Source organism: Streptomyces sp. NPDC001502, from assembly GCF_042894785.1.
GTDB classification, from domain to species: domain Bacteria; phylum Actinomycetota; class Actinomycetes; order Streptomycetales; family Streptomycetaceae; genus Streptomyces; species Streptomyces kutzneri.
This window is the reverse complement of the sequence record NZ_JBIAVW010000036.1, coordinates 26,695-53,680: the sequence shown is the minus strand read 5'-3', so window position 1 is coordinate 53,680 and position 26,986 is coordinate 26,695. Positions and strand designations below refer to the sequence as shown.

Sequence of the window (26,986 nt, the reverse complement as noted above, 5' to 3'; positions counted from 1 at the left end):
GACGCCACTGTCCGGGATGCGGTACGGGGTGGTGCTGGCCGGGGTCACCTGCGCGGGATGCCGTGGCACTCCGAGTACGGCTTGCCCGATGTGCACCAGCAGGGGGTGGTGGGGGTCGGGGGCCAGGGGGTGGCCTTGCCGCGGGCGGCCAGGGTTGTGGCGTATTCGGCCAGCAGGGACGGGGAGGCCGGGGAGGTCTTCTCCGATGCCGCGAAGGCCTCGTAGGAGGGGACGCTCGCCGTGACGATGCCCAGGTTCGTGGTGCCCGAGGCGGCCAGGGCGCGGAGGGAGGTTTCGATCTCCCTCAGGTGGGCCTCGTGCGAGGGGTACTCGGAGGCGAGGGTCGGGTAGCTGGTCAGCAGCTCCGACAGTTCGCGCTGCGGCCAGTGCAGGATCGCCACCGGGAAGGGGCGGGAGAGGGCCGCGCGGCGGTCGCCCAGTTCGGCGCGCAGGCGGGCGATCTCGGCGCGCAGTTCGGCGGGGTCGTCGGAGCCCAGGGCCCAGATGCGCTTCGGGTCGTGGAGCTCGTCGAGGGGGATCGGGCCGATGTGGCGGGTGTCCGCGACCATGTCCCAGTCGTCGTGCGGGCGCCCGAGGAGGCGGCGTACGCGGTGGCGGCCCGTGAGGAGGGCGGTGGTGGCCGGGGTCAGCGGGTCGTCCTCCGCGATGAGGAGGGTGGCCGCCTCGGTGAAGCAGTCGTGCGAGGCCTCCAACTCGTCGTGGGCCTCCAGGGCTTCCGCGATGACCTCCCACGGCGCCGGGTCCTTGGGCGAGGCGGCGCGGATGCCGGTGATGAGGGCGCGTGCCTCCGCCTCGTGGCCGTACTCCCAGAGGTTCGCCGCCTGCAGGGCCTTGATCAGGTGGGGGTCGGCGGGTGAGGAGGAGAGGAGTTGGTCGTACAGGGCACTCGCCCGGTCGCGTGCGTCGGCCAGTTCGAGGTGGGCCGCGGCCTGGAGGAGCAAGGGCTCCTGGTCCTCGGGGTAGCGGGTCGCCGTGCGGATGAGGCGCTCGGCTTCGGCGATGTGCTCGGCAGGCGTGTCGGGGCGCATGGTTCACACCGTACTGCCGCTGGTCAGTTGGCGGGGGAGGACTTAGGGTGCCGCCCGTGCGAGATCGCGTACCTGTGGTGGTGCAGGGGAGCGGCCGGCGGGGGCGCCGGGCCGGTCTCGCGGGGGTGCTGTGGGCGGGCGCCGAGCTGATCGTCACCGTGGGGGTGGTGGTCTTGTTGCTGGTGGTGCATCAGGTGTGGTGGACCAATCGGCAGGCCGCGGCTGCCGCGCAGGAGCAGGTCCAGGCGCTGGAGCGGGCGTGGGGTGAGGGGCCCGTCGTCGGTGGAGAGGCCGAGGTCGGGGCCGGGGCCGATGGCGGTGGCGGTGGCGGGCCGGTGGTGGGGCCGGAGCCGAGTGGGCCGGCGGATTCCGGGGCGGCGCCCGCGGCGACCCGGGCCGCCCGGCCCGCCGCCGGGCCTTCCGAGCGGGACCGGGCGTACGCCGTGCTGCGTGTCCCGCGCCTCGGGCTCGTCGTGCCCGTCGCGCAGGGCGTCGACAAGCGGGCCGTCCTGGACAAGGGCTACGCCGGGCAGTACCCGGGGACCGCCGGGCCCGGGGCGCAGGGGAACTTCGCGCTGGCCGGGCACCGGAACACACACGGCGAGCCGTTCCGGTACATCAACCGGCTGCGGGCGGGCGACGAGCTGATCGTCGACATGCGCGGGCGCCGGTACACGTACGTGGTCGGGAAGATCCTCGGTGAGACCACCGAGCGGGACACTGGGGTGATCGCGCCCGTGCCGCGCAGCGTGGTGAAGCCGGACCAGGGGTACAGCGAGCCCGGGGCGTACATCACGCTCACCACCTGCACGCCCGAGTACACCTCGAAGTACCGGCTGGTGGTCTGGGGGACCCTACTCAAGTCTTCCTGACCTCGATACTTGCGGCCGATGGATCTGCCGGTGGGCCCGGTTACCATCGATGTCGTACGGGAGTTCGTGCGCGGGAGTGGAGAGGGGGAGGTCCGTATGGCTCGGCAACGACGCGAAGGCGGACTGCTGTCCTTCGCCCTGTACGCGCGGACCTCGCGGGTCCTTGCCGTGCTGCTCCCGCTCGTGCTGCTCGGGGGAATCCTCGGGCTGTTCGCCGGGGAGGGCGGGCTGGGCGCCGTGGTGGTCGCCCTCGCGGCCACCGTCGCCGTGGGCACCGCGGCTCTCGCCGCCGCCGCGCGGCTCGTGCGGCCCGTGCCGCCGCACCGAATACGCACCGCGATCCGTGATCGCGAGCAGCGCACGGCTTTCCTGCCGCAGCGTGATCCCGATGCCTCCGGCCGGTCGAGGCCCAGGGCGCCCGGCCGTCTCGTCCCGACGGCCGCGTAGGGGCGCGCAGTACTTCTCGCCTTCTGCTGACTGATCACTGTTGTCGCCCCTCGCGGGTCGTCACGCCGAAATGCATCTCTTTCGACGTTCGACGAGACCCTCCGGAGGGCCCGCGTGTCCGTTTTCACCCACCTTGTTGCTGAGCTGGGCCGGCTTCTTGAGCCGGTGCTGGCGCAGTCCGCGACCGCTGCCGCGATCGTGCTGTTCACCGTGCTCGTACGGCTCGCGCTGCACCCCCTGAGCCGGGCCGCCTTCCGGGGAGCGACTCCTGCTGCGGGGTGCCTGCCGATCCTGTTGCAGCTGCCCGTGTTCTTCGTGATGTACCAGGCGTTCTCCTCCGCCGAGGTGGGCGGGAAGGCGAACGAGCTGCTCGGGCACCGGCTCTTCGCCGCGCCGCTGGGGGCCCGGTGGACCGAGGCGCTGGGCGAGGGCGGTCTGGTCGGGGCGCAGGGGCTGGTGTTCCTCGGGCTGTTCGGGGCGATCGCGGTGGTGGCCGCGTGGAGCGCGGTGCGGGGGCGCCGGACGGCTGCCTCGGCAGCGGTGGCCGCAGCTGCCGCCGCGGCCACCGCCCCCAAGAAGGCCGCTGCTGCCAAGAAGCCCGGGGTCGGCGGCGGGGCCAAGCCCGGGGTCGGGGTCATGGCCGAGGTGAGTGCCGAGCAGCAGGAGGTCATGCGCAAGCTGGGCGGCGTACTGCCCCTGCTGTCGTTCGGGACGCTGATCACGGCCGCCGTGGTGCCGCTGGCCGCCGGGCTGTACCTGCTGACCACCACCGCGTGGTCGGTGGCGGAGCGGGCCTGGCTCCAGTACCGCAAGGAGCGGGCGGAGCAGCTGATGGGTGGAGGCGAGCGTTCCAGTCTGTGAACAGGGTCTTGCGGATTGGGTGGACATCTTGGAGGATCGACCAAATCCTCCGATGGCCGCAACCCATCGGCCGGCTCTGGGCACGCCCCCGGGCCGACCACCCACGACCACGGGAGAATGCCCATGAAGCTGCTGCGTGTCGGACCCGTAGGGTCGGAACGCCCCGCGCTGCTCGACCGGGACGGGACCCTGCGTGACCTGTCCGGCCTGATCACGGATGTGGACGGCGGCCTGCTGGCCGACGACTCCGTGCTGACCCGGGTACGGGACGCGGCCGAGTCCGGTGAGCTTCCGGTCCTGAGTGCCGAAGGCCTGCGCATCGGCGCTCCGGTCGGCCGCATCGGCAAGGTCGTGGGCATCGGCCTGAACTACTTCGGGCACGCCGCCGAGATCGGCGCGGAGCCGCCGGCCGAGCCGATCCTGTTCCTGAAGGCCCCGGACACCGTGGTCGGCCCCGACGACACCGTGCTGATCCCGCGCGGCAGCGTGAAGACCGACTGGGAGGCCGAGCTCGGCGTCGTCATCGGCAGCACCGCCCGCTACCTGGACTCCGCCGTGCAGGGGCTCGCGCACGTCGGCGGGTACGTGCTGGTCAACGACGTCTCGGAGCGCGAGTTCCAGATCGAGCGCGGCGGCACCTGGGACAAGGGCAAGAACTGCGAGACCTTCACCCCGCTCGGCCCCTGGCTGCTCACCGCCGACGAGGTCCCGAACCCGCAGGTCCTGGACGTGAAGCTGTGGGTCAACGGTGAGCTCAAGCAGGACGGCAACACCTCGGACCAGATCTTCCCGGTCGGCGAGGTCGTCCGGTACCTGAGCCACTTCATGACCCTGTACCCGGGCGACGTCATCGTCACCGGCACGCCGGGCGGCGTGGCCATGGGCCAGCCGGAGCCGAAGCCCTACCTGCGGGCCGGTGACGTGGTCGAGGTGGAGATCACGGGTCTCGGCCGTCAGCGCCAGGAGTTCAAGGGCGCGTAGCCGGACGCGGACGCGTAAGCCGACGTGGAAGGGGCGGGGCCGCCATCGGCGGCCCCGCCCCTTACCCGTGCGTGCGGGGTGTTCAGCCCTCGGCCGACATGCGGCGACGGCGGTTGGCGAGCACCAGGGCGGCGCCCGCGGCGAGCGCGGCGGCGCTGCCGGCCGCGAGCCAGGCGTTCTCGGCGTCGTCGGCGCCCGTGCTCGCGAGCCGGCCGGACCCGCCCGCCACGGTCAGGTTGCTGTTGCTGCCGCCGCCCGTGCTCGTACCCGTACCCGTACCCGTACCCGTCGTCACGACCTGGGTCGTGCCGGTGCCGGTTCCTGTACCCGTGCCCGTGCCGGTCCCCGTGCCCGGCTCCTCGGCGGCCTTGTCCTTGGCCCGTGCCTCGTGCTGGCCGGTCTTCAGGAACGCGGCGCGGTCCGCGGCCGTGCCCTTGAGCGCGGCGAGGGCAGCCTTCTTCAGCTCCGGTCCGGGGGTTCCGTTCAGCATCGAGGAGATCAGCACCTCGTTGTCCGTGTCGCGCAGCGCGTGCTGGGTGTTCTTCACGAACTCCCGCAGTTCCGCGTGGGACGGGTGCCCGTCGAGGAGCGCCTCGACGGCCGCCTTCAGGCCCGGTCCGGCATCGAGCAGCATCCGCGAGAGCTCGACGCGGTCGTCGCTCGCGCGGACCGAGTGCTGGCCCACCGCGACGAACTGGCGCACCTGCTCCGGCGTCCCGTCGCGCAGCAGCTTCACGACGGCCTCGCGGATGCCCCGGCCCGCGCCGTTCAGCATCCGGAACAGCTCCACCTGGTCGTCCTCGTACCGGGCCGTGTGCTGCCCGGTCGTCAGGAACTCCTTCAGCGCGGCGTGGGTGTTCGCCCGCAGGGCCTTCTCGGCCTCGCGCTTCACGGCGACACCGCCGGTGCTGTGGAGCTGGGCGACCCGGACCCGGTCGTCGGTGAACTGTTCCTTCTGCCAGGTGACGTCGAGGAAGCGCCGCATGTCCGCGGCGGTCCCGTCGAGGGCCCTCTGCGCCGCCTCGCGCACGCCCCGACCGCTGGCCGGGTCGGCCAGGATCGCCTTGATCGCGGCCCGGTCCTTCGCCGCCTGCTCGTCGTCCCCGGACTTCCCGGACTCCCCGGACTTCTCGGCCGCAGCCTTGTCCGTACCGGCCTTGTCCGTACCGGCCTTCGGGGCGTCGGGCGCCTGGTCGGGCGCGGTCGGTCCCGACGGCGTGGCCGGTGACACGGCGTCGGCGGCGAAGGCGGGGGAGGAGAGCAGGACGGCCGGGGCCATCGCGGCGGCGGCGGCGACCGACGCGATCCGGGTCAGCTTCACAGGTCATCCATTCTTCACGACGTCGACGATCTTTTTAATGATCTTCAATCGTCGAGAAGAATAGAACGATCACCGGCCACCCGAGCTTCGATTTTCAGTCAGAATCGGACACTGTGGCGGGAATCTCCACGATCACGCCCTCCTCGGACGACCGGCGGGCCGCCTCCAGTACGTCGAGGCAGTTCGCGGCCTCGCGCGCCGTCACGGGCGCGGGCCCGCCCGCGCGCAGCGCGGCCGCCACCGCCGCGTAGTACGCCGGGTAGTCGCCCTGCTCGGTCGGAACGGGGATCCCGCCGCCGGTCAGCGGGGACTCGCCGGAGCCGAGGACTCCCCACAGGTGCGGGGGCTCCTCGCCCCAGGGCAGGTCCCCGTCCGGACGCAGCCCCTCGCGCAGGGCGCCCTCCTGCGGGTCCAGGCCGTACTTCACGTAGCCGGCCCGCGAACCCAGGACGCGGAAGCGCGGTCCGAGCTGGGCGGTGGTCGCGCTGACGTAGAGGTGGGAGCGGACCCCGTTCGCGTGCGTGATCGCGATGAAGGTGTCGTCGTCGGTCTCGGCGCCCGGGCGGCGCAGGTCGGCCTCGGCGTAGACCCGTACGGCCGGGCCGAACAGCACCAGCGCCTGGTCCACGACGTGGCTGCCGAGGTCGTACAGCAGGCCGCCGATCTCCTCCGGGGCGCCCGACTCGCGCCAGCCGCCCTTCAGCTGCGGGCGCCAGCGCTCGAAACGGGACTCGAAGCGCTGGACCTCGCCGAGGTCGCCGTCGGCGATGAGGCGGCGCACGGTGAGGAAGTCGTTGTCCCAGCGGCGGTTCTGGAAGACGGAGAGGAAGGTGCCGCTGCGGTCCGCGAGGGCGGCCAGCGCGCGGGCCTCGGCGGCGGTGGCGGCGAGCGGCTTGTCCACGACCACCGGGATGCCGGCTTCGAGGGCGGTGGTCGCGAGCGGGACGTGCGTCCGGTTGGGGGAGGCGATCACGACCAGGTCGAGGTCCCGGTCCCACAGCTCGGCGGCGGTGGCGGCGATGTGTACGTCGGGGAACTCCGCGCGGGCCTGGGCCTGCCGGGCCGGGTCGGAGGTGACGACGGTGTCGAGGGCGAGCCCGTCCGTGGCGGCCACGAGGGGGGCGTGGAAGACGGAGCCGGCGAGTCCGTAGCCGATGAGGCCGACGCGCAGGGGGGCGGAGGGGGCGGGGGTGCTCATGGGGACCACTTTGGCGACACTGTTGTCAAAGTGCAAGGAGGGTGGACAATGGGCGGGTGAACAGGGGTAGCGGGGAGAGTCGCGGCGGGGTGAACCTGCCGGCGCTGCGCGGGTACAACGAGGCGCTGCTGCTGGATCTGCTGCGCGGCGCCGGCCCGGCGGGCCTGGGCCGCGCCGAACTCGCGGCCCGTACGGGTCTGACCCCGCAGGCCGTCAGCAAGATCACGGCCCGGCTCGGCGCGGACGGGCTGGTCGTGGAGGCCGGCCGCGCGGCGTCCACCGGTGGCAAGCCGGTCACGCTGCTCCGGCTGGTGCCGGACGCACGTCACGCGGTCGGAGTGCACCTGGACCGCGACGAGCTCCGTGCGGTACGGGTGGACCTGGCGGGCCGCGTCGTCGCCGAGAGCGGTGGCCCGCTGGACTTCGGGGCGGGCCCGGAGGCGGCGGTGGAGGCGGTCGTACGGGCGGTCGCGAGGGTCGGGGACCCGGCAGGGCTGCCGCTCCTGGGCGTCGGCGTGGCCGCACCGGGGCCGCTCGACCACCGGGCCGGGGCGATGGGGCGGGTGACGGGGTTCCCGAGCTGGAAGGGCTTTCCGCTGCGGGGGGTGCTGGAGGGGCGGTTGGGCCTGCCGGTGCTGCTGGACAAGGACACGAACGCCGGTGCGGCCGCGGCCGCCGGGGCGTGGCTCCGCGCTGCCTGGCCGGACGCGGACGCGGACGTGGACGCGGACACAGATATGGATGCGTATGCCGGGCGGGACATGGGCGCCGGGCGGGACATGGGCGCCGGGCGGGCTGCAGTCACAACCACAGCCACAGCCACAGCCACATCCGCCGGTGCGTATGCCGGTGGAGGGTCCCGCACCTGCGTGTACCTGCACGTAGGGACCGGGCTCGGTGCGGGGTTGTGGCTGGGCGGCGGGGTCTACCGGGGCGCGCGCTCGGCGGCGGGGGAGTTCGGCCACCAGGTGCTCCTGCTGGACGGCCCGCCGTGCCGGTGCGGGGCGCGGGGCTGCGTGGAGGTGCTGTGCCTGGGGGCGGTGGCCCGAGGCGATCTTTCCGAGGCGGCACGGATCCTGGGCGAGGGCGCGGCCAACCTGGTCGCGCTGCTGGACGTGGACCGTGTGCTGCTCGGCGGGCGTGTGGTGGCGGCGGCGCCGGAGGTCTTCGTGGCCGGGGTCGGGGCCGTTCTCGCGGCCCGTGCGCTGGATCCGGCCCGGCCGGTGGTCGCCCTGGCGGGGGCGGGTGTGGCGGAGGGGGCGGCGGAGCTGGCGCTCGGGCCGACGTTCGGGCAGCGGGCCTGAAGGACCGGGGCTCGGCCCCGGGCCCCGAGCCTCAATCCTCGGCGGGGCTGAAAGATCGCCTCAATCGCCGCCGGGGCTGGATGCGTGCGGCGGGGCCGGATGGGGTTCGGGGCGGGGGAAGGATTTGACCCCGTGCGTCATTCGGGCGTAAACCGGAACGACTCAGGCGTGGCTCCCGATGACGGGTCGCGCGGGGGTGGCAGGGTGCGGGCAGAGCCGGGGTGATTGTCACCTCGTCCGATCATCATCCCGTCCGGCGAGCAGCGAAGGTCTTCCATGCGACTGCGCAAAGCCCTTGCCCTCACCGCAGCCCTCTCCGCCGCCCTGGTCGCCACCACCGCGCCCACCGCCGGAGCCGACATCGGCGCGGGCGGTGGACGCCCCGCACCCGCACTGCCCTCCCGCGCGCAGGCCACCTGCGGCGACGGGAAGAGCACCGCCTTCCCCATCGGGGCGCGGATCCGAGGTGGCCCGTCCGTGTACCGCACCGGTGCCGGGCTGCAGACCTGGTACCTGGACCTGACCAACACCACCAACTCCGAGTGCACGGCCATCCATCCGATCGTCGTCTTCACGGACAAGGCCCGCGTCCTGCGCCCCGCGCACCTGCGCATGGAGTTCGACGCCCCGGGCGGCACCTTCCCCGTCAGCCTGGAGAGCAGCGACCGCGACGAGATCATCGCCGTCTTCGACGGCGGCGACGCCTTCCCCGGCTTCACCGTCGGCCCCGGCGGTTCCCTGACCGTCAAGGTGGGCCTCTCCTTCGCCCCCGACGCGCCCGTCGGCGAGGTCGTCGCCGATGCCGCCCTCGTCCAGCGCAAGGGTGACGACGGCGACTGGATCGGCGAGGCGGGCGGCTACCGGTTCTCGGTCGAGGGGCCGGAGGATCCCGTCGAGGCGGGCTCCCTCGCCCACACCGGCCCGCGCGAGTGGGCGTACGGGACGGGTGCCGTGGCCGCGCTCGCCACCGGTGGCGGCCTGCTGCTGGGAGCCCGCCGACTGCGCCGTTCCACACGCTGAACCCGTCGCCGCAGGCCGCACGCTGAACCCGTCCGGAGGCCGCACGCTGAACCGTACGCTGAACCCGTCCGGAGGCTGCACGCTGAACCGTCCGCAGGCCGCAGCTGAACCCGTCCGCAGACTGCCCGCTGAACCGTCCTCGGCCGTCCCTCGGCCGTCCCTCGGCCGTCCCTCGGCCGTCCGCAAACCATCAGCAGACCGCCCGTCGCCCCTCCGTCAGCCGCCCTTCAGCCGCCCGTGAGCCGTCCGCGCTTCGTCCGTGCCCCCGTCACCTCGTGGCGCCGGCCGCCCCGCATAGAGTCCCACCGTGGAAGAACAGACCCAGCGGCACCGCCCCGGCTCACCCGTGCGCTCCGGCATTCCCGAGCACGGCCGCATCCCCAAGTACTACGCCGTCAAGGCCCGCATCGCCGAGCTCCTCGACGAGCTCGGCGAGGGCGGCACGCTGCCCACCGAGCGCGATCTCGCCGAGCGGTACGAGGTGTCCCGCGAGACCGTCCGCCAGGCCCTGCGCGAGCTGCTGCTGGAGGGCCGGCTGCGCCGCTCCGGCCGCGGGACCGTCGTCGCCGGCCCCAAGCTGGAGCAGCCGCTCTCCCTCGCCAGCTACACCGAGGGCGTGCGCCGCCAAGGCCGCCGCCCGGGCCGTCACCTCATCGGCCTGGAGCAGTTCCCCTGCCCGCCCGACGTCGCTCCCGGCATCGGGGCCGAGGCCGGGGAGCCCGTCTGGCACCTGGAGCGGGTCCTGCTCGCCGACGACGAGCGCGTCGGCCTGGAGAGCACGTACATCCGGGTGGCCCGGGCCCCTCGCCTGGACAGCGACTTCCAGCCGGACTCCTCCTTCTACGTGTACCTCCGCGACAGCCTCGGCATCTCCTTCGGCGAGGCCGACGAAAAACTGGAGACGGTCCTGGCGACCCCGCGCGAAGCCCTGCTGATCGGCACCCCGCCCGCTCTCCCCATGCTGCTCATCCACCGCTTCTCACGGGACCAGGACGGCCGGCCGCTGGAACGGGTGCGTTCGCTCTACCGTGGCGACCGGTTCAGCTTCACGACCCGCCTGCGCGCCGAATAGCCCAGGATCTATCGGTCCGTAACGGGCAGAGCGGGACGCATTCGCATCACAAAAAGATAACGGGTCTAGTCCAAGTGTCGGGGGCTGTTCACCGGGTCGTCGCCGGGCCGACCTTCCCGGGTCACGGACCCGACCCACCGTTGGCGGCGTGAGAGTCATAGTCGTCGGAGGCGGCGTGGTCGGCACCATGCACGCCTGGCAAGCAGTCGAACGCGGCCACGAGGTCGTCCAGATCGAGCGAGAAGCGGAGGCCCGCGGCGCATCCCTGCGTAATTTCGGCCAGATCTGGGTCAGCGGACGGGCCGGGGGAGAAGAGCTCGACACCGCCCTGCGGGCCCGCGAGCTCTGGGAGCGCATCGGCGCGGAGGTGCCCGGCCTGGGCTTCCGCGCCAACGGCTCCCTCACCCCCGTCCGCACCGCTCGCGAACTCGCGGTCGCCGAGGCGGCCCTGGCCCGCCCGGACGCCGCCGCCCGCGGCTACAAGCTGCTCACCGCGGCCGAGGCGCGGGAGATCAACCCGGCCCTGCGCGGCGCGTTCGAGGCCGCACTGTGGTGCGAGCGGGACGCGGCCGTCGAGCCGCGCACCGCGCAGCTCCACCTCCGGGAGGCCCTGCGCACCCGCGCCGCCGGCCGGTACACCTTCCTCGCTGGCCGCGAGGTCCGCGAGGTGGCCGGCCTCGGGGCCAACCTCGGGGCCAACCTCGGGCTCGCCCCCGGGACCGGCACCGCAGCCGTCCGTGACGACCACGGCGACGTCCACCGCGCCGACGCGGTGGTCCTGGCCACCGGTGCCTGGCTGTCCGGCCTGGTCCGCGAACTGGTCCCCGACCTGCCCGTGCGCCGCGTCCGCCTCCAGATGATGCAGACCGACCCGCTCGGCGAGCCGCTGACCACCTCCGTCGCGGACGCCGACAGCTTCCGCTACTACCCCGCCTACAAGTCCCCCGCGCTCGACACCCTCAACGCCGAGCAGGCGCAGGCGCCGATCGCCGCCGAACACAAGATGCAGCTGCTCATGGTCCAGCGCCGCGACGGCGGACTGACCATCGGCGACACCCACGAGTACGAGCACCCCTTCGCCTTCGACACCCTCGAAGACCCCTACGAGCACGTCGCCGCCGTGGCCGAATCCTTCCTCGGCCGCCCGCTGCCGAGGATCCGCCACCGCTGGGCGGGCGTGTACGCGCAGTGCGCCGACACCACCCGCGTCGTCCACCGCCAGCAGGTGGCCGACGGCGTCTGGCTGGTGACCGGACCCGGCGGGCGCGGCATGACCTGCTCGCCCGCCATAGCCGAGACCACCGCGAACGAACTGGGCTGGTAAGTCAGATGAGCGACATCACACCCGAAACCGACGTCACCCGCCGCAAGCTGGTCGTCCTCGACATGGCCGGCACCACCGTCGCCGACGGCGGCCTCGTCGAGCGCGCCTTCGAGCAGGCCGCCGAGCGCCTCGGCGTCGAGCCCGGCACCCCCGACCACGCCGAGAAGCTCCGGTACGTCCTCGACACCATGGGCGAGTCCAAGATCTCGGTCTTCCGCCACCTCTTCGGTACGGAGGAACTCGCCCACCGCGCCAACTCCGCCTTCGAGGAGGCCTACGGAGCCCTCGTCGACGGCGGTCTCGTCACCCCGCTCCCCGGCGCCCGCGCCGCGATCGAGCAGCTCCGCGCCGACGGCCGCACCGTCGTCCTGACCACCGGCTTCGCCCGGGTCACCCAGGACGCCATCCTCGACGCCCTCGGCTGGCAGGACCTCGCCGACCTCACCCTCTGCCCCGCCGACGCGGGCGGCCGCGGCCGCCCGTACCCGGACATGGTGCTGACCGCGTTCCTGCGCACCGGCGCCGTGGCCGACGTGACCGACGTCGTGGTCGCGGGCGACACCGCCTACGACATGCTCAGCGGCCGCCGCGCCGGCGCCGGGACCGTGGCGGGCGTCCTCACCGGCGCCCACGACCGCGCGGCGCTCACGCGACACGGCGCGACCCACGTCATGGCCTCCGTCGCCGAACTCCCCGCCCTCCTCGCCCTCCCCACCCTCCCCACCCTCCCCGTGCTCCCCACCCCGCCCGTGGAGTCGCCGTGAGCGGTATCCGTTTCGACGGGGTCAGCGTCGCCTACGGCGGCAACACCGTCCTGGACTCCCTCGACCTGACCGTCGAACCCGGCGAGGTGATGGCCCTGCTCGGCCCCTCCGGTTCCGGCAAGACCACGGCACTGCGCGCCGTCGCCGGCTTCGTACGACCCGTCACGGGGCGGGTGCTGATCGGGGGCCGGGACGTCACCGCGCTCCCGCCGCACAAGCGCGGCATCGGCATGGTCGTCCAGCAGTACGCGCTCTTCCCGCACATGCGGGTCGAGGACAACGTCGCCTTCGGCCTCAAGGCCCAGAAGGCCCCCAGGGCCGAGATCCCCGGCCGGGTCGCCGAGGCACTCGAACTCACCGGCATGGCCGCCTACGCGCGGCGCCACCCCCGCGAGCTCTCCGGCGGCCAGCAGCAGCGCGTGGCCATCGCCCGCGCCCTCGCCATCCGCCCCGGGGTGCTCCTGCTCGACGAGCCGCTGTCCGCCCTCGACGCGCAGCTGCGCTCCGGGATGCTCACCGAGCTGGCCCGCCTGCACCGCGAACTGCCCGACGTCTCCATCCTGTACGTCACCCACGACCAGGTGGAGGCACTCACCCTGGCCGACCGGATCGCCGTCATGGACCAGGCCCGGCTGCGGGACTGCGGGACCCCACAGGAGCTGTACCGGGCCCCGCGCACCGAGTTCACCGCCTCGTTCGTCGGCAACGCGAACCTGCTGCCGGTGACGGTCGCCGAGAGCGGCGCGGTCTTCGAGGGCCGGACGCTGACCCTCGACCGCGGGCGCGCGGCGCCGGGCTCGACGGCGACCCTGTGCGTACGGCCGCACCTGCTCGGCCTCGGCGCCGGCCCCAACGCGCTGAGCGGCACCATCGCCGAGGTCCAGTGGCGCGGCTCGACCCACCGGCTGTACGTGGACGTCGGCGGCCACCGCGTGAAGGCGGACCTCCCCGAGCTGCGGGAGACGCCCGCGCTGGGGGACCGGGTCACGCTGCACTTCGAGCCGCGGGACGCCGTGCTGCTGGCCGCCGGGGTGTCGGATGGCTGAGGCCACGCGGCGGGCGGCCGTGCCGGCTGGGGACCGAGGCTCCGCCCCGGACACCGCCCCGGACACCGCCCCGGACACCGCCCCGGACCCTGCCCCGCCCCCCGCGCCTCGAACGCCGACGGGGCTGAAAGACCGGGGCTCCGCCCCGGACCCCGCGCCTCGAACTCCCCCAGCCACCGCTGGGAGGTGCCCCCTGCCGAGGCTGAATTCGGCACTGTGGGCCCTGCCGCCCGTCGCCGTGCTCGCGCTCGTGTTCCTGTATCCGCTCGCGCTGGTCGTCCAGCAGTCGTTCAGCCCCGAGAACGGTGGCGGTGCCTTCGACGCGTACGCCTCCGTCTTCGCCTCGCAGAGCTTCCGCGAGGCCCTCGGGACGACCGTCTGGCTGGCCGTCGGTGCGACCGCCGGCTGCCTCGTACTCGGCTTCACGCTCGCGCTGATCATCGCCTTCGTGCCCTTCCCCGGGGCCCGCGCCGTCGCCAAGTTCATCGACGTCTTCCTCTCCTTCCCCTCCTTCCTCATCACCCTCGCCCTCCTCTTCGTCTACGGAACGGTCGGCATGGCCAACGGCCTCGTCACCGACCTCACCGGCGCCGCCGAGGGACCCTTCCACTTCCTCACCACCCCCTGGGGCGTCCTGCTCGCGGAGATCACGTACTTCACGCCCTTCGTGATGCGCCCGCTGCTCGCCGCCTTCTCCCAGCTGGACACCGCCCAGCTGGAGGTCGCCGCCGGCCTCGGCGCCCGGCCCGCCCGGATCGTCCGGCAGGTGATCCTGCCCGAGGCCCTCCCGGCCCTCGCCGCCGGCGGCAGCCTCGTCCTGGTCATGTGCCTGAACGAGTTCGGGATCGTCCTGTTCACCGGCGCCAAGGACGTCACGACCCTCCCGATGCTCATCTACGGCAAGGCCATCCTCGAATCCGACTACGCGGCCGCCTGCGTGGTCGCCGTCGTCAACATCGCGATATCCGTCGGCCTGTTCGGCCTCTACCGGGTGGTGGGCAAGCGTGCTGGTGCATAGCAAGGGCGGCCGCTGGGCCGCCTGGGGCCTCTTCGGCCTCCTCTTCCTGCCGCTGTTCGCCCTGCCCCTGCTCGTCGTGGTCGCGGCCTCCTTCGCCACCCACTGGTCCGGGGCCTTCCCCTCCGGTCCGACCACCGAGAACTACGCGGCCGCCGTGCGCGGCGAATCCCTCCAGGCCCTGACCACCAGCCTGGTCACCGCCCTCGCCGCCAGCCTCCTCGCGCTCGCCGTCGGCACCTGGGCCGCGCTGGCCGCCGCCACGCTGAGGAAGCGCGCGAAGCGAACCCTGGACGCGCTGTTCATGCTGCCCGTCGCCGTGCCGTCCGTCGTCGTCGGCCTCGCCGTGCTCGTCGCCTTCAGCCGGCCCCCGGTCCTGCTCAACGGCACCAGCTCGATCGTCATCCTGGCGCACACGATCCTTGTCACGGCGTTCGCCCACCAGTCGGTTTCGGCGGCGATCGTACGGCTCGACCCCGCGTACGAGCAGGCGGCCGCCTCCCTGGGCGCCCGTCCCGCGTACGTCCTGTGGCGGGTCAAACTCCCCCTCCTGCTGCCGTCCCTCACGGCCGCGGCCGGTCTCTGCTTCGCCCTGTCCATGGGCGAGCTGAGCGCCACGATGATGCTCTACCCGCCGGACTGGATGCCCCTCCCCGTCCGCATCTTCACCGCCACCGACCGCGGTTCGCTCTACGGCGGCTCCGCCGTCGCCGTGGTCCTGATGGCCACCACCCTGCTGGTCCTCCTGGCCGTCTCCCGCGTCCGCACCAGGGCCTCCTACCGCTGAACCGCCCGAACCACCGAACCGCCCTCCCCTTACGCCCCCGTCCGAATCCCTTTCCGACTCCCTTTCCCCGTAAGGAAGTTCCATGACCGGCAAGAGACTCCTCCGCACCGCCACCCTCGTCACCGGCGGCCTCGCCCTCGCCTCCTCCCTCACCGCCTGCGGCGGCTCCTCCTCCTCCGACTCCGAGGGCGGCGAGAAGGTCGTCACCGTCTACAGCGCCGACGGCCTCAAGAGCGAGAAGGGCGACGGCTGGTACGACAAGGTCTTCGCCGACTTCACCAAGAAGACCGGCATCGAGGTCAAGTACGTCGAGGGCGGCTCGGGCGAGATGGTGCAGCGCGCCGTCCGAGAGAAGACCAACACCCAGGCCGACGTACTGATCACCCTGCCGCCCTTCATCCAGCAGGCCGACGGCAAGGGCCTGCTCCAGTCCTACAAGCCCCAGGGCTCCGACAAGGTCAACGGCGCGGACAAGGCCGCCGACGGCAAGTGGACCTCGGTCGTCAAGAACTACTTCGGCTTCGTCTACAACAAGAAGGAACTCACCGAGGCCCCCAAGACCTGGGAGGAGCTGCTGGACGCCAAGTACAAGGGCAAGCTGCAGTACTCCACCCCGGGTGTCGCGGGCGACGGCACCGCCGTGCTCATCAAGTCGATGCACGACTTCGGCGGCCAGGAGCCGGCGATGGAATACCTGAAGAAGCTCCAGGCCAACAACGTCGGCCCGTCCTCCTCCACCAGCAAGCTCGCGCCCAAGACCGACAAGGGCGAGCTGCTCGTGGCCAACGGCGACGTCCAGATGAACTTCGCGCAGTCCAAGTCCATGCCGAACCTGGGCATCTGGTTCCCGGCGAAGGAGGGCGGCAAGCCCACCAGCTTCGCCCTGCCCTACGCGGCAGGCCTGGTCGACAAGGCCCCGCACACCGAGAACGGCAAGAAGCTCCTCGACTTCCTGCTCAGCGAGGAGGCCCAGCAGCTGGTCAGCGGGGTCGGCGGCGGCTTCCCGGCGCGCACCGACGTCAAGCCGACCGACGCCAACGCCGTCGAACTCACCAAGCTCATGACGGGCGTGGAGATCTTCGAGCCGAACTGGGCCGACATCGACAAGAACCTCACTGGCTACGTCGACGCGTGGAAGTCGGCAACCGGAAGCTGACCGGTTACTTGTCGGCCACCCCAGACCGGCAGAGTGACCTTTGCATAACGGGTCTGGACCGAAGACCGCACCTTCGGTCCGGACCCGGAGCACACCGGAACGTATGTCGAACGTCGAAACTCCCCCGCTCCTTTCGCCGCTCACTTGCTCCCAGGAGGAGTACGTGTCCCCTGTCCTGCCCGGACGTCGTGCCATCGCCGCGACCGCCGTCACCTCCGCCCTGATCGCCGCCACCGCCCTGGCCACCTCCGCCGGCGCCGCCGCGGCCGCGGTCAACACCGACAAGGTCCTCGTCATCGGCATCGACGGCGCGGTCCTGGACCGCGTCAAGGCCGCCAACGCACCCCACCTGAACGGCCTGATGGCCCAGGGCCTGACCGCCCGCAGCACCCTCTACGCGAGCCCGATGGCCGCCACCTCCTCGGGCCCCGGCTGGTCCACCATCGCCACCGGGGTCTGGCCCGACAAGCACGGCGTGAAGGACAACTCCTTCACCGGCAAGAACTACGCCGCCTACCCGGACTTCCTGACCCGCATCGAGAACGCCAAGCCGGCGCTCAACACGTACGCGGCCGCGGACTGGGAGCCCATCACCTCCACCGACCAGAACGGCCCGATCTTCTCCGCGAAGGTCGACAAGCGCCTCTCCCTCAAGGGCGACCGCGACGGTTACCGCACCGAGGACCCGAAGATCGCCGCGGCCGCCGCCGCCGAACTGCGCGACCAGAACCCGGACGCCGCCTTCGTCTACCTCGGCGAGATCGACGCGGCCGGGCACTCCTACGGCGCGGCCAGCCAGCAGTACCTCGACACCATCGCCCGCGTCGACACCCTGGTCGGCCAGCTCCTCACCGCCGTCAAGAACCGCCCGACGTACGCCCAGGAGAACTGGAAGATCCTGGTCACCACCGACCACGGCCACACCGACTCCGGCGGCCACGGCGGCTCGACCATCCAGGAACGCGGCACCTTCGTCCTCGCCAAGGGCGCGGGCATCCCGGCCGGCTCCGTCCGCACCGACGTGCGGCTGGCCGACGTCGCCGCCACCGCCCTCGCCCAGGTCGGCGTCAGCGGCACGGGCCTCGACGGCGTCCCGCTGAACGCCCCGGACGGCGACCCCTTCGACACCCTGCGCCCGAACCTCCAGGCCCGGGTGGACGAGACGGGCATCCCGGCCGGGGTGAAGGGCTTCACGCACACCCCGCCCGCCGGCTGGTCCGTCGACAACTCCAGGATGGGCACGGGCGGTGTCACCGAGTGGGCCGGCTGGGCTTTCGCGACCGACGAGTTCTGGAGCCAGTCGCAGCGCGACCAGTGGCGCGAGCTGAACGTCCGCTCCCGTGACGTCTTCGCCGTCGCCGACTCCGACGAGTGGGACGACAAGAGCCACACCGGCACCTTCGACTCCACCCTCGTCACCCCCAAGTGGGCGGTCAGCGGCGGCAGCACGCGGAATCTGACCTTCCAGACGCACTACCGTCACGAGGCCGGCCAGACCGCCCAGGTCCTGGTCTCCTACAACGGCGCCGCCCCGGCCGTGGTGAAGACCTACACCGCCGACGCCGTCGCCAAGTCCGAGTCCCTCGCCCTCCAGGTTCCGGCCGGCGCCACCGACGTCCAGGTCCGCTTCCGCTACAGCGGCAACAACAACTGGTTCTGGACCGTCGACAACGTCCGCCTGGGCTGATTTCCTGGGCGACCACCTAGGCGGTCACCTAGGCGGTCACCTGGGCTGATCGCCCCTCCCCGTGGTCCGGGTCCGGGCTGTGGACGGCAAGGACGTCCACGGCCCGGCCCCGATAGGGTGGTACAGACCAGAGGTCGCAGGTCACCGAGAGCGGAGAACAGTCCAGTGGCAGAGCGCAAGCCGATCGAATCCTGGCTCACCGACATGGACGGGGTCCTCATCCACGAGGGCACCCCGATCCCCGGCGCCGATGCCTTCATCAAGCGGCTGCGCGAGTCCGGCAAGCCCTTCCTGGTGCTGACCAACAACTCGATCTACACCCCCCGCGACCTCCAGGCCCGCCTGAGCCGCATGGGTCTGCAGGTCCCCGTCGAGAACATCTGGACCTCGGCGCTGGCCACCGCGAAGTTCCTCGACGACCAGCGTCCGGGCGGCACGGCGTACGTCATCGGCGAGGCCGGCCTGACCACGGCCCTCCACGACATCGGCTACATCCTGACCGACCACGAGCCCGACTACGTGGTCCTGGGCGAGACCCGGACGTACAGCTTCGAGGCGATGACCAAGGCGGTCCGCCTGATCAACGCGGGTGCGCGCTTCATCTGCACCAACCCCGACGAGACGGGCCCGTCCACCGAGGGCCCGCTCCCGGCCACCGGTGCCGTCGCCGCGCTGATCACCAAGGCGACCGGCAAGAAGCCGTACTTCGCCGGCAAGCCGAACCCGCTGATGATGCGCACCGGCCTGAACGCCATCGGCGCGCACTCGGAGACCAGCGCGATGATCGGCGACCGGATGGACACCGACGTGCTGGCCGGTCTGGAGGCGGGCATGCAGACCTTCCTCGTCCTCACCGGCCTGACCACCGAGCAGGACACCGAGAAGTTCCCGTTCCGCCCGACCAAGACGGTCGCCTCGATCGCGGACCTGGTCGACCTGGTCTGACGCGTACGCCGTACCCGCGTGCGGCGCACCCGCCTGCCGCGCACCCGCATGCCGCGTACGGCGTACGGCCGAACGGGCGTACTGCGTTTGGGGCGTACGGCCGACACGTACGGCGCCGCTCCGGATGCGCGGCGGCGCGCCGCGCGTGAATCTCCTTGTCGAGGAGGTTCACCATGCGCAGTGTTCCGATCGCTGTCCGCGCCACCGCGATGGCCGTCGCCCTGGCGGCATTCTCGGCGGTGACCGCGCCGATCGCCCTTGCGGGCGAGGAGGACCGCGGTGACCGCGGAGACCGCGGCAGCGTCACGGTCGACCCGAATCCGGCTCACCCCGGAGCGCAGGTCAAGCTGCGCGTCCAGGGCTGTGACGGCACCCGCGGAGCGGCCAAGTCCGCTGTCTTCGTGTCGGACGTCGACCTCTACGGCCGGGACGGCGGCCGCAGCCCGCTCTACGGCGACGCGATGATCAGCTCGCACGCCTCGCCCGGCTGGCACTCCGTCCGGGTGACGTGCGACGGCCACGACAAGGTCAGCGGCTCCGTCCAGATCTCCGAGTACCGCCCGTCCCACCACGCCTCGCCCGTCTGGCCGGTGCACGCGGGCGGCGGCGGCATGTCCGCCGAACTCGCGGCGCAGTCGGCCAAGAAGGCCCACGGCGCCGACGGACCGGGGCTGCCGCACACGGTGATCGGCGCCGTCCTCGCCGCGGTCGCCACCCTGGCCGTCGCGGGCCGCGCGCTGGCCCTGCGCCGCCGCCGCAGCGGGGAGTGAGGCCCGGTGGGTGCCGGTGAGTGCCGGTGAGTGCCTGGTGGGTGCCGGTGAGCGCCGGTGAGTGAGGACAAGGCCTCCGCCGGCGGCCGGCTGCTGACCTTCGCCGCCTGGGCGGTACTGGTGCTCGGCCTGTGGCTGTGGGGCCGCCAGCTCACCGTGGCTCCGGCCCCGCCCGCCGGTCAGGCCGGCGGGACGGTGGGCCCGGGGCTGCCGGCCGTGCACGCCCCGCTCGCCGCGGCCCCGCCCCAGCGCGTCGACGTGCCCTCCATAGGCATCCAGGCCCCGGTGATCTCCCGGGACCTGGACAAGGACGGGGCGATCGAGCCGCCCCCGTACGACCAGCCGGGCACGGTGGGCTGGTGGGGCCGGGGCACCCAGCCGGGGACGGCCGGGACGGCGCTGATGGTGGGGCACGTGGACACCCGGTCCAAGCCGGCGGTGTTCTACGGCCTGAGCTCCGCGCAGCCGGGCGACAAGGTGCGGGTGGTCCGGGCGGACGGCTCGGTCGCCGAGTTCACGGTCGAGGACGTACGGGTCTACGAGCGCGCGGCCTTCGACGCCCACAAGGCCTACGGCCAGCGGGTCCGGGGCCGCGCCGAGCTGAGGCTGGTGACCTGCGGGGGCTCGTACGACAAGGCGGCCAAGGAGTACACGGCGAACGTGGTGGTCTCCGCCTACCTGACGGGCGTGGGAGCCCGCCCGGGCACGCCGGGTACCGCGGCCTGAGGCCCTGCGCGCCGGCGGAAAACGAACGGGAAACGAAGAAGCCCCCCGCAGCTTTCGCTGCGGGGGGCTTCTTCCGTCTGTGCGCCGCCAGGGACTCGAACCCCGGACCCGCTGATTAAGAGTCAGCTGCTCTAACCAACTGAGCTAGCGGCGCTTGCTGACAGGGAAAACTCTACCCCACCTCCAGGGGTGCCCGTGACCAGCCACGCCCACCTTGTCCGATTAACCCATGTTTGGGGGGTTTATCGTGCACCATATGTCTGCGCGTGCCACATCTGATGCTTCATCAGCTGTGGCTCCGGCCGACCGGTGGACGAGTGGGCGAGTGGACGAGCAGGGGAGTGGACGGAACCGCATGACGATGCAGCCTCCGACGCATGTGCAGATGCCGATGCCCGGTTTCGAGGAGTACGAGCCCGCGGGCGACTGCGTGTGCCGGGGCTGCGCCCAGCGCCGCCGCGCCCTCGCCCGCGCGCGGGCCATACCGCTCCGGGACGGGGGGCACCCGGCCGCACGCGGCGCCCGCCGGGCGCTGGTGCTGGCCACCGCCGCGGGAGTGGTCCTGGGCGGCGGCAGTACGACCGCGGTGGCGGTGACCACACCGGCCCCGGGGCCGGTGGCCCTGGACGACCCGGGCTCCCCGCAGGGCGGCCGGACCCCGCTGCACGGCCCGAAGGGCGGGCCGGTGGGGAAGCCCGGCGCTCCGGCCAGGCCCGGCGCGGTGCGGCGGATCGACCGCGCGACGATCATCAACCGGGCGAAGCTGTGGCTGGACGCGCAGGTCCCGTACAGCATGTCCGAGTACTGGATGGACGGGTACCGGCAGGACTGCTCGGGCTACGTCTCCATGGTCTGGAACCTCGGGTCGAACGAATGGACCGGCAGCCTCGACAAGTTCGCCACCAAGATCACCAAGGATGAGCTGCTGCCGGGGGACATGCTCCTCTTCCACAACCCGGCCGACCCCAACAACGGCTCGCACGTGGTCATCTTCGGCGGCTGGGTCGACTCGACGCACACGCACTACGTCGCCTACGAGCAGACGCGCCCGAACACGCGGAAGCTGGCCACGCCCTACGGGTACTGGAGCAACGCGACGAAGTACGTCCCGTACCGGTTCAACGGGGTGCCGGGCGGCATCCTGCCGGACGTCCCGGGCGATCAGCCGCCGGCGGGCGCCAAGCCGGGGGACGCGACGGTCTTCCCGGGCGCGGACAAGTTCGGCCCCGGCGTCACCAACGACCACGTGGCCCAGCTCGGCCGGATGCTGATCGAGCGCGGCGCGTACCGCTTCTACCCCAAGGGCGTGGCCGACCGGACGTGGAGCGACCACGACAAGCTCGCCACCGCGGCCTTCCAGCGCGCACAGGGCTGGACGGGCGCGGACGCCGACGGCATTCCGGGCACCCACACCTGGAAGCTGCTGGTCGAGAAGCAGGGCAAGAACATCCCGCCGACGGTGGCGGGCGCGCCGGGGCCGGGCGGGGTACGGGCCTACCCGGGCGCCGCGGTGTTCCGCCCGGGCCAGTCGCACGAGGCCATCAGGGCCCTCGGCCGTCAGCTGGCGAAGAAGGGCTTCGGCAAGTACTACACATCCGGTCCGGGCCTGCGCTGGAGCGAGGCCGACCGCCGCAACGTCGAGGCCTTCCAGCGTGCGCAGGGCTGGACCGGCGCATCGGCCAACGGCTACCCGGGCCCGGAAACCTGGCGCCGGCTGTTCGCATGACGGAGGTAACGATGTTCCCCACGCGCACCACCTCGACGACGGGCACCCTCCGAGTGCCGCCGCTGGCCGCCCCGGTGGCGGTCCGGGCGGCGGATCCCGCGCCTGCCCCCGCCCCCGTCCCTGCCCCTGCCCCCGCGCCCGCTGTCCCTGCCCCCGCAGTGATGTCGGCAGCTCACCCGGTGTGGGCCGCGGAGCCGACGCCCATGCCGGAGCCGGTGCACGCGGTCGTCGCCGTCGCGGCGCCGCGCGAGGCCGCCCCGCCGAGCCCGCCGCCCGCCCTGGTGGGCAGCCCCGCCACGCCGGAGCACGCCGTCGCCGCCGAGACCTCGTTCGGCTGGGCCGCGGCGCGGGCCGCCCGCCCGGCTCCCGAGCTGCCGCACGGGTGGGAGGTGCCGGCGGCCCGGGCCCATCCGTACGACGAGGGGGACCAGGGGGCCGCGGCGATCCCGCACCCGCAGGACGCGGAGGCCCCCGCCGGGGTGTCCACCCTGCGTCTGCGGACCGCCCGGGCCGAAGCCGAGGCCGAGGCCGAAGCGGGGGCGGACACGGAAGCCGAAGCCGAAGCCGAGGTAGACACCCGAGCCGAAGCCGCGCCCGCAGCCGCGCTCGAAGCGGTGGAGGCGCCCGCGCCCGCACCCGAGTACGGGTACGAGCACGCACCCGCGCCCGCACCCGCACCCGAGTACGGGTACGCGCTCGAAGCGGTGGAGGCGCCCGCGCCCGCACCCGAGTACGGGTACGAGCCCGAGCGCGGGTACGAGACCGGGCCCGAGCGCGAGCCCGAGCACGCATACGAGCCCGAGCCCGTCACCGCCCCCGAACCCGAACCCGAACCCGTGGACAAGGCGGCGCCGCCGCAGCCCTCCGGCATCCCCGGGCCCGGACCGGTCGAGATCGTCGCCCAGGCGGTGGCCCGCGGCCTGGGCGACGGCGGCGCCGCGCCGGACCTCCCGCGCCCCGGAGCCCACCGGGGCACCTCGGTCAGCGAGGTGCCGGTGCACCTCCCGTTCCGCGGGACGCAGCAGCTCCCGGCGGTGCCCGCACCCGCGGTCACCGCGCCCGCCGCCCGCGCCCCGCGCCCCGCCCCCGGACGCCGGGTCCCCCGCGGCGACGACCGGCTCCGGGAACACCGCGGCCCGGTGCTGCCCGGCTGGGTCGGCGTGGCCGTCGGCGGGCTCGCCCTCGCCGGCTGCCTGGCCGTGCTCTGGCGGGCCGGGGTCGTCCCCGCCGCCTTCGTGGCCGCCTTCGGCGCGACCCCCCGCGCCTACCACGGCCTGCGCGCCACCCACTGGCCGCCGCTCGCCTTCCTCGGCATCGTCGCCCTCGTGTCGCTCGGCGGACTCGGCCGGGCCCGCACCGGCCACGCCTGGGTGCTCACCCTCTTCGGCCGCTACCGCGGCACGGTCCGGCGTACCGGCCTGACCTGGGTCAGTCCCCTGCTCCTGCGCCGCGGGGTCGACGTACGCCTGCGCCACTGGCGCAGCGACCCGATGCCCGCCGTGGACTCGGGCGGCCTCGCCCTCCAGGTCGTCGTCCAGGTCGTCTGGCAGGTCAGGGACACCGCACGCGCCACCCTCGCCGTCGAGGACCACACGGAGTACCTCGCCGAGCAGGTCGAATCGGCGATGGCCCGCGTCCTGTCGCAGCTGCCCGCCGACGCCTTCCACGAGGACGCCCCGACCCTGCGCGACGCCGAGGCCGTCGGTGACGCGCTGACCCGGATGCTGGCGGCCGAGACCGAGGCGGTCGGGGTCGAGGTGTTCTCGGCCCAGCCGACCCGGATCGAGTACGCGGCCGAGGTGGCCGAGGCCATGCGGCGCCGCCGGGTCGCGGCGATCGACGCCAAGCACCGGGACACCGTGCTGACCTCGGTCGTGGACGCCGTCGACGACACCGTCCACCGGCTGACCTCGCGCGGGCTGGTCGAGCTCGACGACTACGAGCGCAAGGCGCTGGTGAAGGACCTGACGGTCGCCTTCTACACGGGCCGCTCCGAGTAAGCGCGACAGGGGAAGTCCGGAGGCGTTCAGGAGGGTCCAGCGGTACGGGAGCGGGTGGCCGGAAGTTACCGGACCACCCGTTTTCCCATTGGTATGGACATGGCCAACTCTCGTCAATAATCTGGGACTTGGTCTAGACCTAATCCCCACACACGCGCGCGCTCTCATCGAACTCCCCCCACGTTCAAGGAGCATCATGCGTCCCATCCGCATGCCCAAACGGGCCGGCGTCGCCGCGCTCGGCCTCGGCCTCGTCGCCGGGATCACCCTCGTCAGCGCCCCCGCCGCCAGCAGTCATGGCTACACCGACACTCCGATCAGCCGCCAGAAGCTCTGCGCCAACCGGACCGTCTCCGACTGCGGTGCGATCCAGTGGGAGCCGCAGAGCGTCGAGGGCTTCAAGGGGTTCCCGGCCGCCGGTCCCGCCGACGGCAAGATATGTTCCGGCGGACTCTCCCAGTTCTCCGAGCTCGACAACCCGCGCGGCGGCGCCTGGCCCACCACCAAGGTGACCAGCGGGCAGGGCTACTCCTTCCGGTGGCAGTTCACCGCCAACCACTCCACCACCGACTTCAAGTACTACGTCACCAAGAACGGCTGGACCGGCACCAAGGCTCTCACCCGCGCCGACCTCGAACCCCAGCCCTTCCTCACGGTCGCCTACAACGGCGCCCGCCCCGCCATGACCACCGTCCACCAGGGCGCCATGCCGAGCGGCAAGACGGGCCGGCACCTGATCCTGGCCGTCTGGACCGTGAACGACACCCCGATGGCCTTCTACGCCTGCTCCGACGTTCAATTCTGACGCTACGTCAGCTAACCTCCGGCGGCATGCGGACGACGACTGCACCCGAAACCGTCGCGGAGCTCATAGCGCGCCAATGGGGCGACCACCGGCCCGGGCTGAAACACGAGAACGGTGTCCTCACCCACCACCGGACCGCCCAGGAGGCCGCCGCGCGCGCCGCGCTCCTCGTCGATCTCATGCCTCCGGGGGCCGAGCCACACCTCGGGGTCCTGCTCGACAACACCCCCGAGTTCCCGTTCTGGCTCGGCGCGGCGGCCCTCGCCGGGGCCGCCGTCGCCGGGATCAACCCCACCCGGCGCGGCCCCGAACTGGCCCGCGACATCCTGCACACCGACTGCCGGATCCTGATCACCGAGCGCGCCCACCTGCCGCTGCTGCGCGGCCTCGACCTGCCCGGCGTACGCGTCCTGGTCACCGGCACCGAGGAGTACGAGGCCCTGCTCGCCCCCTACGCCGCCGCCAAACCCGGCGAAGCCGCGCTGCGGGCCCCCGCTCCCGGCTCCCGCCTCCTCCTCTACTTCACCTCCGGCTCCACCGGCGCCCCCAAGGCCGCCATCTGCACCCAGGGCCGGCTCGCGGCCGCCGGAGCGGCGCTGGCCCGCCAGTTCACCGTCACCCCGGACGACGTCCACTACATCTGCATGCCGCTCTTCCACGGCAACGCCGTCATCGCCGACTGGCTGCCGGCGCTCGTCGGCGGGGCCCCGGTGGCGCTGCGCCGGCGCTTCTCGGCCTCCGCGTTCCTGGACGACGTACGGGCGTACGGGGCCACGTACTTCACCTACGTCGGGCGGGCGGTCCAGTACCTCCTGGCCACCGAACCCCGCCCCGACGACCGCGCCCACACCCTGCGCCTCGGCTTCGGCACCGAGGCCGGGGCGGTGGACGCGGCCCGCTTCGCCGAGCGGTTCGGGGTCCGGCTGGTGGAGGGCTACGGGGCCACCGAGGGCGGCGCCTCCGTCCAGCGAACCCCGGACACCCCGCCGGGCGCCCTGGGCCGGGCGGGCGCGGGCGACGACCTGGCGGTGATCGACCCGGCCACCGGCGCGGAATGCCCGCCCGCGGTCCTCGCCCCGGACGGCCGTCTGCTGAACGGCTCGGCGGCGATCGGCGAACTGGTCAACCGCGGCCGCAGCCTCTTCGAGGGCTACTGGCGCAACCCGGACGCGGAGGCCGACCGCACCCGCGACGGCTGGTACTGGACGGGAGACCTCTTCTTCCGCGACGCGGCGGGCTTCCTCTACTTCGCGGGCCGCACCGACGACCGGCTCCGCGTCGACAGCGAGAACCTCGCGGCGGCGATGATCGAGAACATCCTGGCCCGCTGGACGGACGCGGCGGCGGTCGCCGTCTACGCCGTCCCGGACGAGGTGGCGGGGGACCAGGTCATGGCGGCCCTCGCCCTCCGGGAGGGCGCGGCCTTCGACCCGTCCGCCTTCGAGACCTTCCTCTCCCGCCAGCCGGACCTGGGCACGAAGATGGCCCCGCGCTACGTCCGCATCGTCGAGGCCATGCCGACCACGGCGACGAACAAGATCCACCGTGTGACCCTCCGCCGCGCCGGCTTCCGCTGCGCGGACCCGGTCTGGCACCGCTCCCCGGCCGGCGCCTACACCCCCCTGGACGCGGCTGCCCTGACCGCCCTCATGGCGGAGTACGAGTCACATGGCCGGTCCGACCTGCTGACCCACTGACCCCCGCCCCGCCGCTGCCGGGCCCCGCCCGGCCCCGCGCCTCAAACGCCGGCGGGGCTGAAAGACCGGGGCTCCGCCCCAGACCCCGCGCCTCAAACGCCGGCGAGGCTGAAAGACCGGGGCTCCGCCCCGCGCCCCGCGCCTCAAACGCCGGCGGGGCTGAAGAATAGCCCCGCCGGCGTTTGAGGCGCGGGGTCTGCGGCGGAGCCCCAGGGCTTTGAGGCGCGGGGCCGGGCGGGGCCCGGGGCTGGGGCTGGGTATACCCGGCGGACGCCCGGTAGGGCCCTCGTCACCACGCCGGGCCCGCGGCTGCTCCCCGCCCTCGCAGGGCCTCACCGGCGCCCTCGCCGATGTCGCCGAGCGTTCCGCCGTCCCCGTGGACGCCGATCTGGGTACCGGCCCGGCCTGCCGCG

The 26,986-nt window shown here is 73.1% G+C and carries 24 protein-coding genes and 1 tRNA gene; 21 read left to right on the top strand and 4 right to left on the bottom strand.

Annotated features, from left to right (window positions below; translation table 11 throughout):
• Positions 1 to 44: 44 nt before the first annotated feature.
• Positions 45 to 1,049 (bottom strand): tetratricopeptide repeat protein, encoded by a 1,005-nt coding sequence (locus tag ACFY0D_RS38015; protein ID WP_390802448.1) that lies wholly within the window; start codon positions 1,047 to 1,049, stop codon positions 45 to 47.
• Between the two features lie 56 nt (positions 1,050 to 1,105).
• On the opposite strand from ACFY0D_RS38015, the gene ACFY0D_RS38010 reads away from it, so the two are divergent.
• From ACFY0D_RS38010 to ACFY0D_RS37995, 4 genes are all read left to right on the top strand, one after another.
• Complete coding sequence (locus tag ACFY0D_RS38010; RefSeq protein ID WP_390802447.1) at positions 1,106 to 1,921, top strand: class E sortase; 816 nt, start codon at positions 1,106 to 1,108, stop codon at positions 1,919 to 1,921.
• 96 nt (positions 1,922 to 2,017) lie between these two features.
• A complete protein-coding gene (locus ACFY0D_RS38005) occupies positions 2,018 to 2,368 on the top strand; it encodes a DUF6412 domain-containing protein (protein WP_390802446.1) in 351 nt (116 codons plus the stop codon).
• A 114-nt stretch (positions 2,369 to 2,482) separates the two neighbouring features.
• Positions 2,483 to 3,229 (top strand): YidC/Oxa1 family membrane protein insertase, encoded by a 747-nt coding sequence (locus tag ACFY0D_RS38000; RefSeq protein WP_390802445.1) that lies wholly within the window; start codon positions 2,483 to 2,485, stop codon positions 3,227 to 3,229.
• A 123-nt stretch (positions 3,230 to 3,352) separates the two neighbouring features.
• Positions 3,353 to 4,210: a fumarylacetoacetate hydrolase family protein gene (locus ACFY0D_RS37995; protein ID WP_351163557.1), complete on the top strand. Its 858-nt coding sequence runs from the start codon at positions 3,353 to 3,355 to the stop codon at positions 4,208 to 4,210.
• Between the two features lie 82 nt (positions 4,211 to 4,292).
• Here ACFY0D_RS37995 and ACFY0D_RS37990 read toward each other — a convergent pair whose 3' ends face one another.
• Positions 4,293 to 5,531, bottom strand: a complete 1,239-nt coding sequence (locus tag ACFY0D_RS37990) for an ALF repeat-containing protein (protein WP_390802444.1) — start codon at positions 5,529 to 5,531, stop codon at positions 4,293 to 4,295.
• 94 nt (positions 5,532 to 5,625) lie between these two features.
• Positions 5,626 to 6,729, bottom strand: a complete 1,104-nt coding sequence (locus tag ACFY0D_RS37985) for a Gfo/Idh/MocA family oxidoreductase (RefSeq protein ID WP_390802443.1) — start codon at positions 6,727 to 6,729, stop codon at positions 5,626 to 5,628.
• A gap of 56 nt (positions 6,730 to 6,785) precedes the next feature.
• Between ACFY0D_RS37985 and ACFY0D_RS37980 the strand changes: the two genes are divergently transcribed.
• The 13 genes from ACFY0D_RS37980 to ACFY0D_RS37920 all read left to right on the top strand — a co-directional run bounded on the left by ACFY0D_RS37980 (position 6,786) and on the right by ACFY0D_RS37920 (position 20,345).
• Positions 6,786 to 8,033, top strand: a complete 1,248-nt coding sequence (locus ACFY0D_RS37980) for an ROK family protein (protein WP_390802442.1) — start codon at positions 6,786 to 6,788, stop codon at positions 8,031 to 8,033.
• Between the two features lie 276 nt (positions 8,034 to 8,309).
• Positions 8,310 to 9,053: a hypothetical protein gene (locus ACFY0D_RS37975; protein WP_390802441.1), complete on the top strand. Its 744-nt coding sequence runs from the start codon at positions 8,310 to 8,312 to the stop codon at positions 9,051 to 9,053.
• A 307-nt stretch (positions 9,054 to 9,360) separates the two neighbouring features.
• Entirely contained in the window at positions 9,361 to 10,125 is a 765-nt protein-coding gene (locus ACFY0D_RS37970) for a GntR family transcriptional regulator (protein WP_390802440.1), read from the top strand.
• Positions 10,126 to 10,273: 148 nt separating this feature from the next.
• Positions 10,274 to 11,449: a TIGR03364 family FAD-dependent oxidoreductase gene (locus tag ACFY0D_RS37965; RefSeq protein WP_390802439.1), complete on the top strand. Its 1,176-nt coding sequence runs from the start codon at positions 10,274 to 10,276 to the stop codon at positions 11,447 to 11,449.
• A gap of 5 nt (positions 11,450 to 11,454) precedes the next feature.
• On the top strand, positions 11,455 to 12,213 hold the full coding sequence (locus tag ACFY0D_RS37960) for a phosphonatase-like hydrolase (RefSeq protein WP_390802438.1): 759 nt from the start codon (positions 11,455 to 11,457) through the stop codon (positions 12,211 to 12,213).
• On the top strand, positions 12,210 to 13,259 hold the full coding sequence (locus tag ACFY0D_RS37955) for an ABC transporter ATP-binding protein (protein ID WP_390802437.1): 1,050 nt from the start codon (positions 12,210 to 12,212) through the stop codon (positions 13,257 to 13,259). Before ACFY0D_RS37960 ends, ACFY0D_RS37955 begins: the two co-directional genes overlap by 4 nt.
• A gap of 193 nt (positions 13,260 to 13,452) precedes the next feature.
• Positions 13,453 to 14,277: a 2-aminoethylphosphonate ABC transporter permease subunit gene (locus ACFY0D_RS37950; protein WP_390802463.1), complete on the top strand. Its 825-nt coding sequence runs from the start codon at positions 13,453 to 13,455 to the stop codon at positions 14,275 to 14,277.
• Complete coding sequence (locus ACFY0D_RS37945; protein WP_390802436.1) at positions 14,264 to 15,061, top strand: ABC transporter permease; 798 nt, start codon at positions 14,264 to 14,266, stop codon at positions 15,059 to 15,061. Before ACFY0D_RS37950 ends, ACFY0D_RS37945 begins: the two co-directional genes overlap by 14 nt.
• A gap of 82 nt (positions 15,062 to 15,143) precedes the next feature.
• Positions 15,144 to 16,217 carry a 2-aminoethylphosphonate ABC transporter substrate-binding protein gene (locus ACFY0D_RS37940; RefSeq protein ID WP_390802435.1) on the top strand — a complete coding sequence of 358 codons (1,074 nt, stop codon included), beginning with the start codon at positions 15,144 to 15,146 and terminating at the stop codon, positions 16,215 to 16,217.
• Positions 16,218 to 16,380: 163 nt separating this feature from the next.
• Complete coding sequence (locus tag ACFY0D_RS37935) at positions 16,381 to 17,904, top strand: alkaline phosphatase family protein (protein WP_390802434.1); 1,524 nt, start codon at positions 16,381 to 16,383, stop codon at positions 17,902 to 17,904.
• Positions 17,905 to 18,069: 165 nt separating this feature from the next.
• Entirely contained in the window at positions 18,070 to 18,849 is a 780-nt protein-coding gene (locus ACFY0D_RS37930) for an HAD-IIA family hydrolase (protein WP_030016791.1), read from the top strand.
• A 173-nt stretch (positions 18,850 to 19,022) separates the two neighbouring features.
• Complete coding sequence (locus tag ACFY0D_RS37925) at positions 19,023 to 19,619, top strand: hypothetical protein (protein WP_390802433.1); 597 nt, start codon at positions 19,023 to 19,025, stop codon at positions 19,617 to 19,619.
• 57 nt (positions 19,620 to 19,676) lie between these two features.
• Positions 19,677 to 20,345 carry a class F sortase gene (locus ACFY0D_RS37920; protein WP_390802432.1) on the top strand — a complete coding sequence of 223 codons (669 nt, stop codon included), beginning with the start codon at positions 19,677 to 19,679 and terminating at the stop codon, positions 20,343 to 20,345.
• Positions 20,346 to 20,425: 80 nt separating this feature from the next.
• Here the strand turns inward: ACFY0D_RS37920 and ACFY0D_RS37915 are convergent.
• Positions 20,426 to 20,499 (bottom strand) — tRNA-Lys (locus ACFY0D_RS37915).
• Positions 20,500 to 20,730: 231 nt separating this feature from the next.
• On the opposite strand from ACFY0D_RS37915, the gene ACFY0D_RS37910 reads away from it, so the two are divergent.
• The 4 genes from ACFY0D_RS37910 to ACFY0D_RS37895 all read left to right on the top strand — a co-directional run bounded on the left by ACFY0D_RS37910 (position 20,731) and on the right by ACFY0D_RS37895 (position 26,573).
• Positions 20,731 to 22,071: a peptidoglycan-binding protein gene (locus ACFY0D_RS37910; protein ID WP_390802462.1), complete on the top strand. Its 1,341-nt coding sequence runs from the start codon at positions 20,731 to 20,733 to the stop codon at positions 22,069 to 22,071.
• A gap of 203 nt (positions 22,072 to 22,274) precedes the next feature.
• The gene (locus ACFY0D_RS37905; RefSeq protein ID WP_390802431.1) at positions 22,275 to 24,071 is read left to right on the top strand and encodes an SPFH domain-containing protein; all 1,797 of its coding nucleotides are present in this window, start codon (positions 22,275 to 22,277) and stop codon (positions 24,069 to 24,071) included.
• Positions 24,072 to 24,282: 211 nt separating this feature from the next.
• On the top strand, positions 24,283 to 24,876 hold the full coding sequence (locus ACFY0D_RS37900; RefSeq protein ID WP_390802461.1) for a lytic polysaccharide monooxygenase: 594 nt from the start codon (positions 24,283 to 24,285) through the stop codon (positions 24,874 to 24,876).
• A 26-nt stretch (positions 24,877 to 24,902) separates the two neighbouring features.
• Entirely contained in the window at positions 24,903 to 26,573 is a 1,671-nt protein-coding gene (locus tag ACFY0D_RS37895) for an AMP-binding protein (RefSeq protein ID WP_390802430.1), read from the top strand.
• The last annotated feature ends 413 nt before the right edge of the window (positions 26,574 to 26,986 follow it).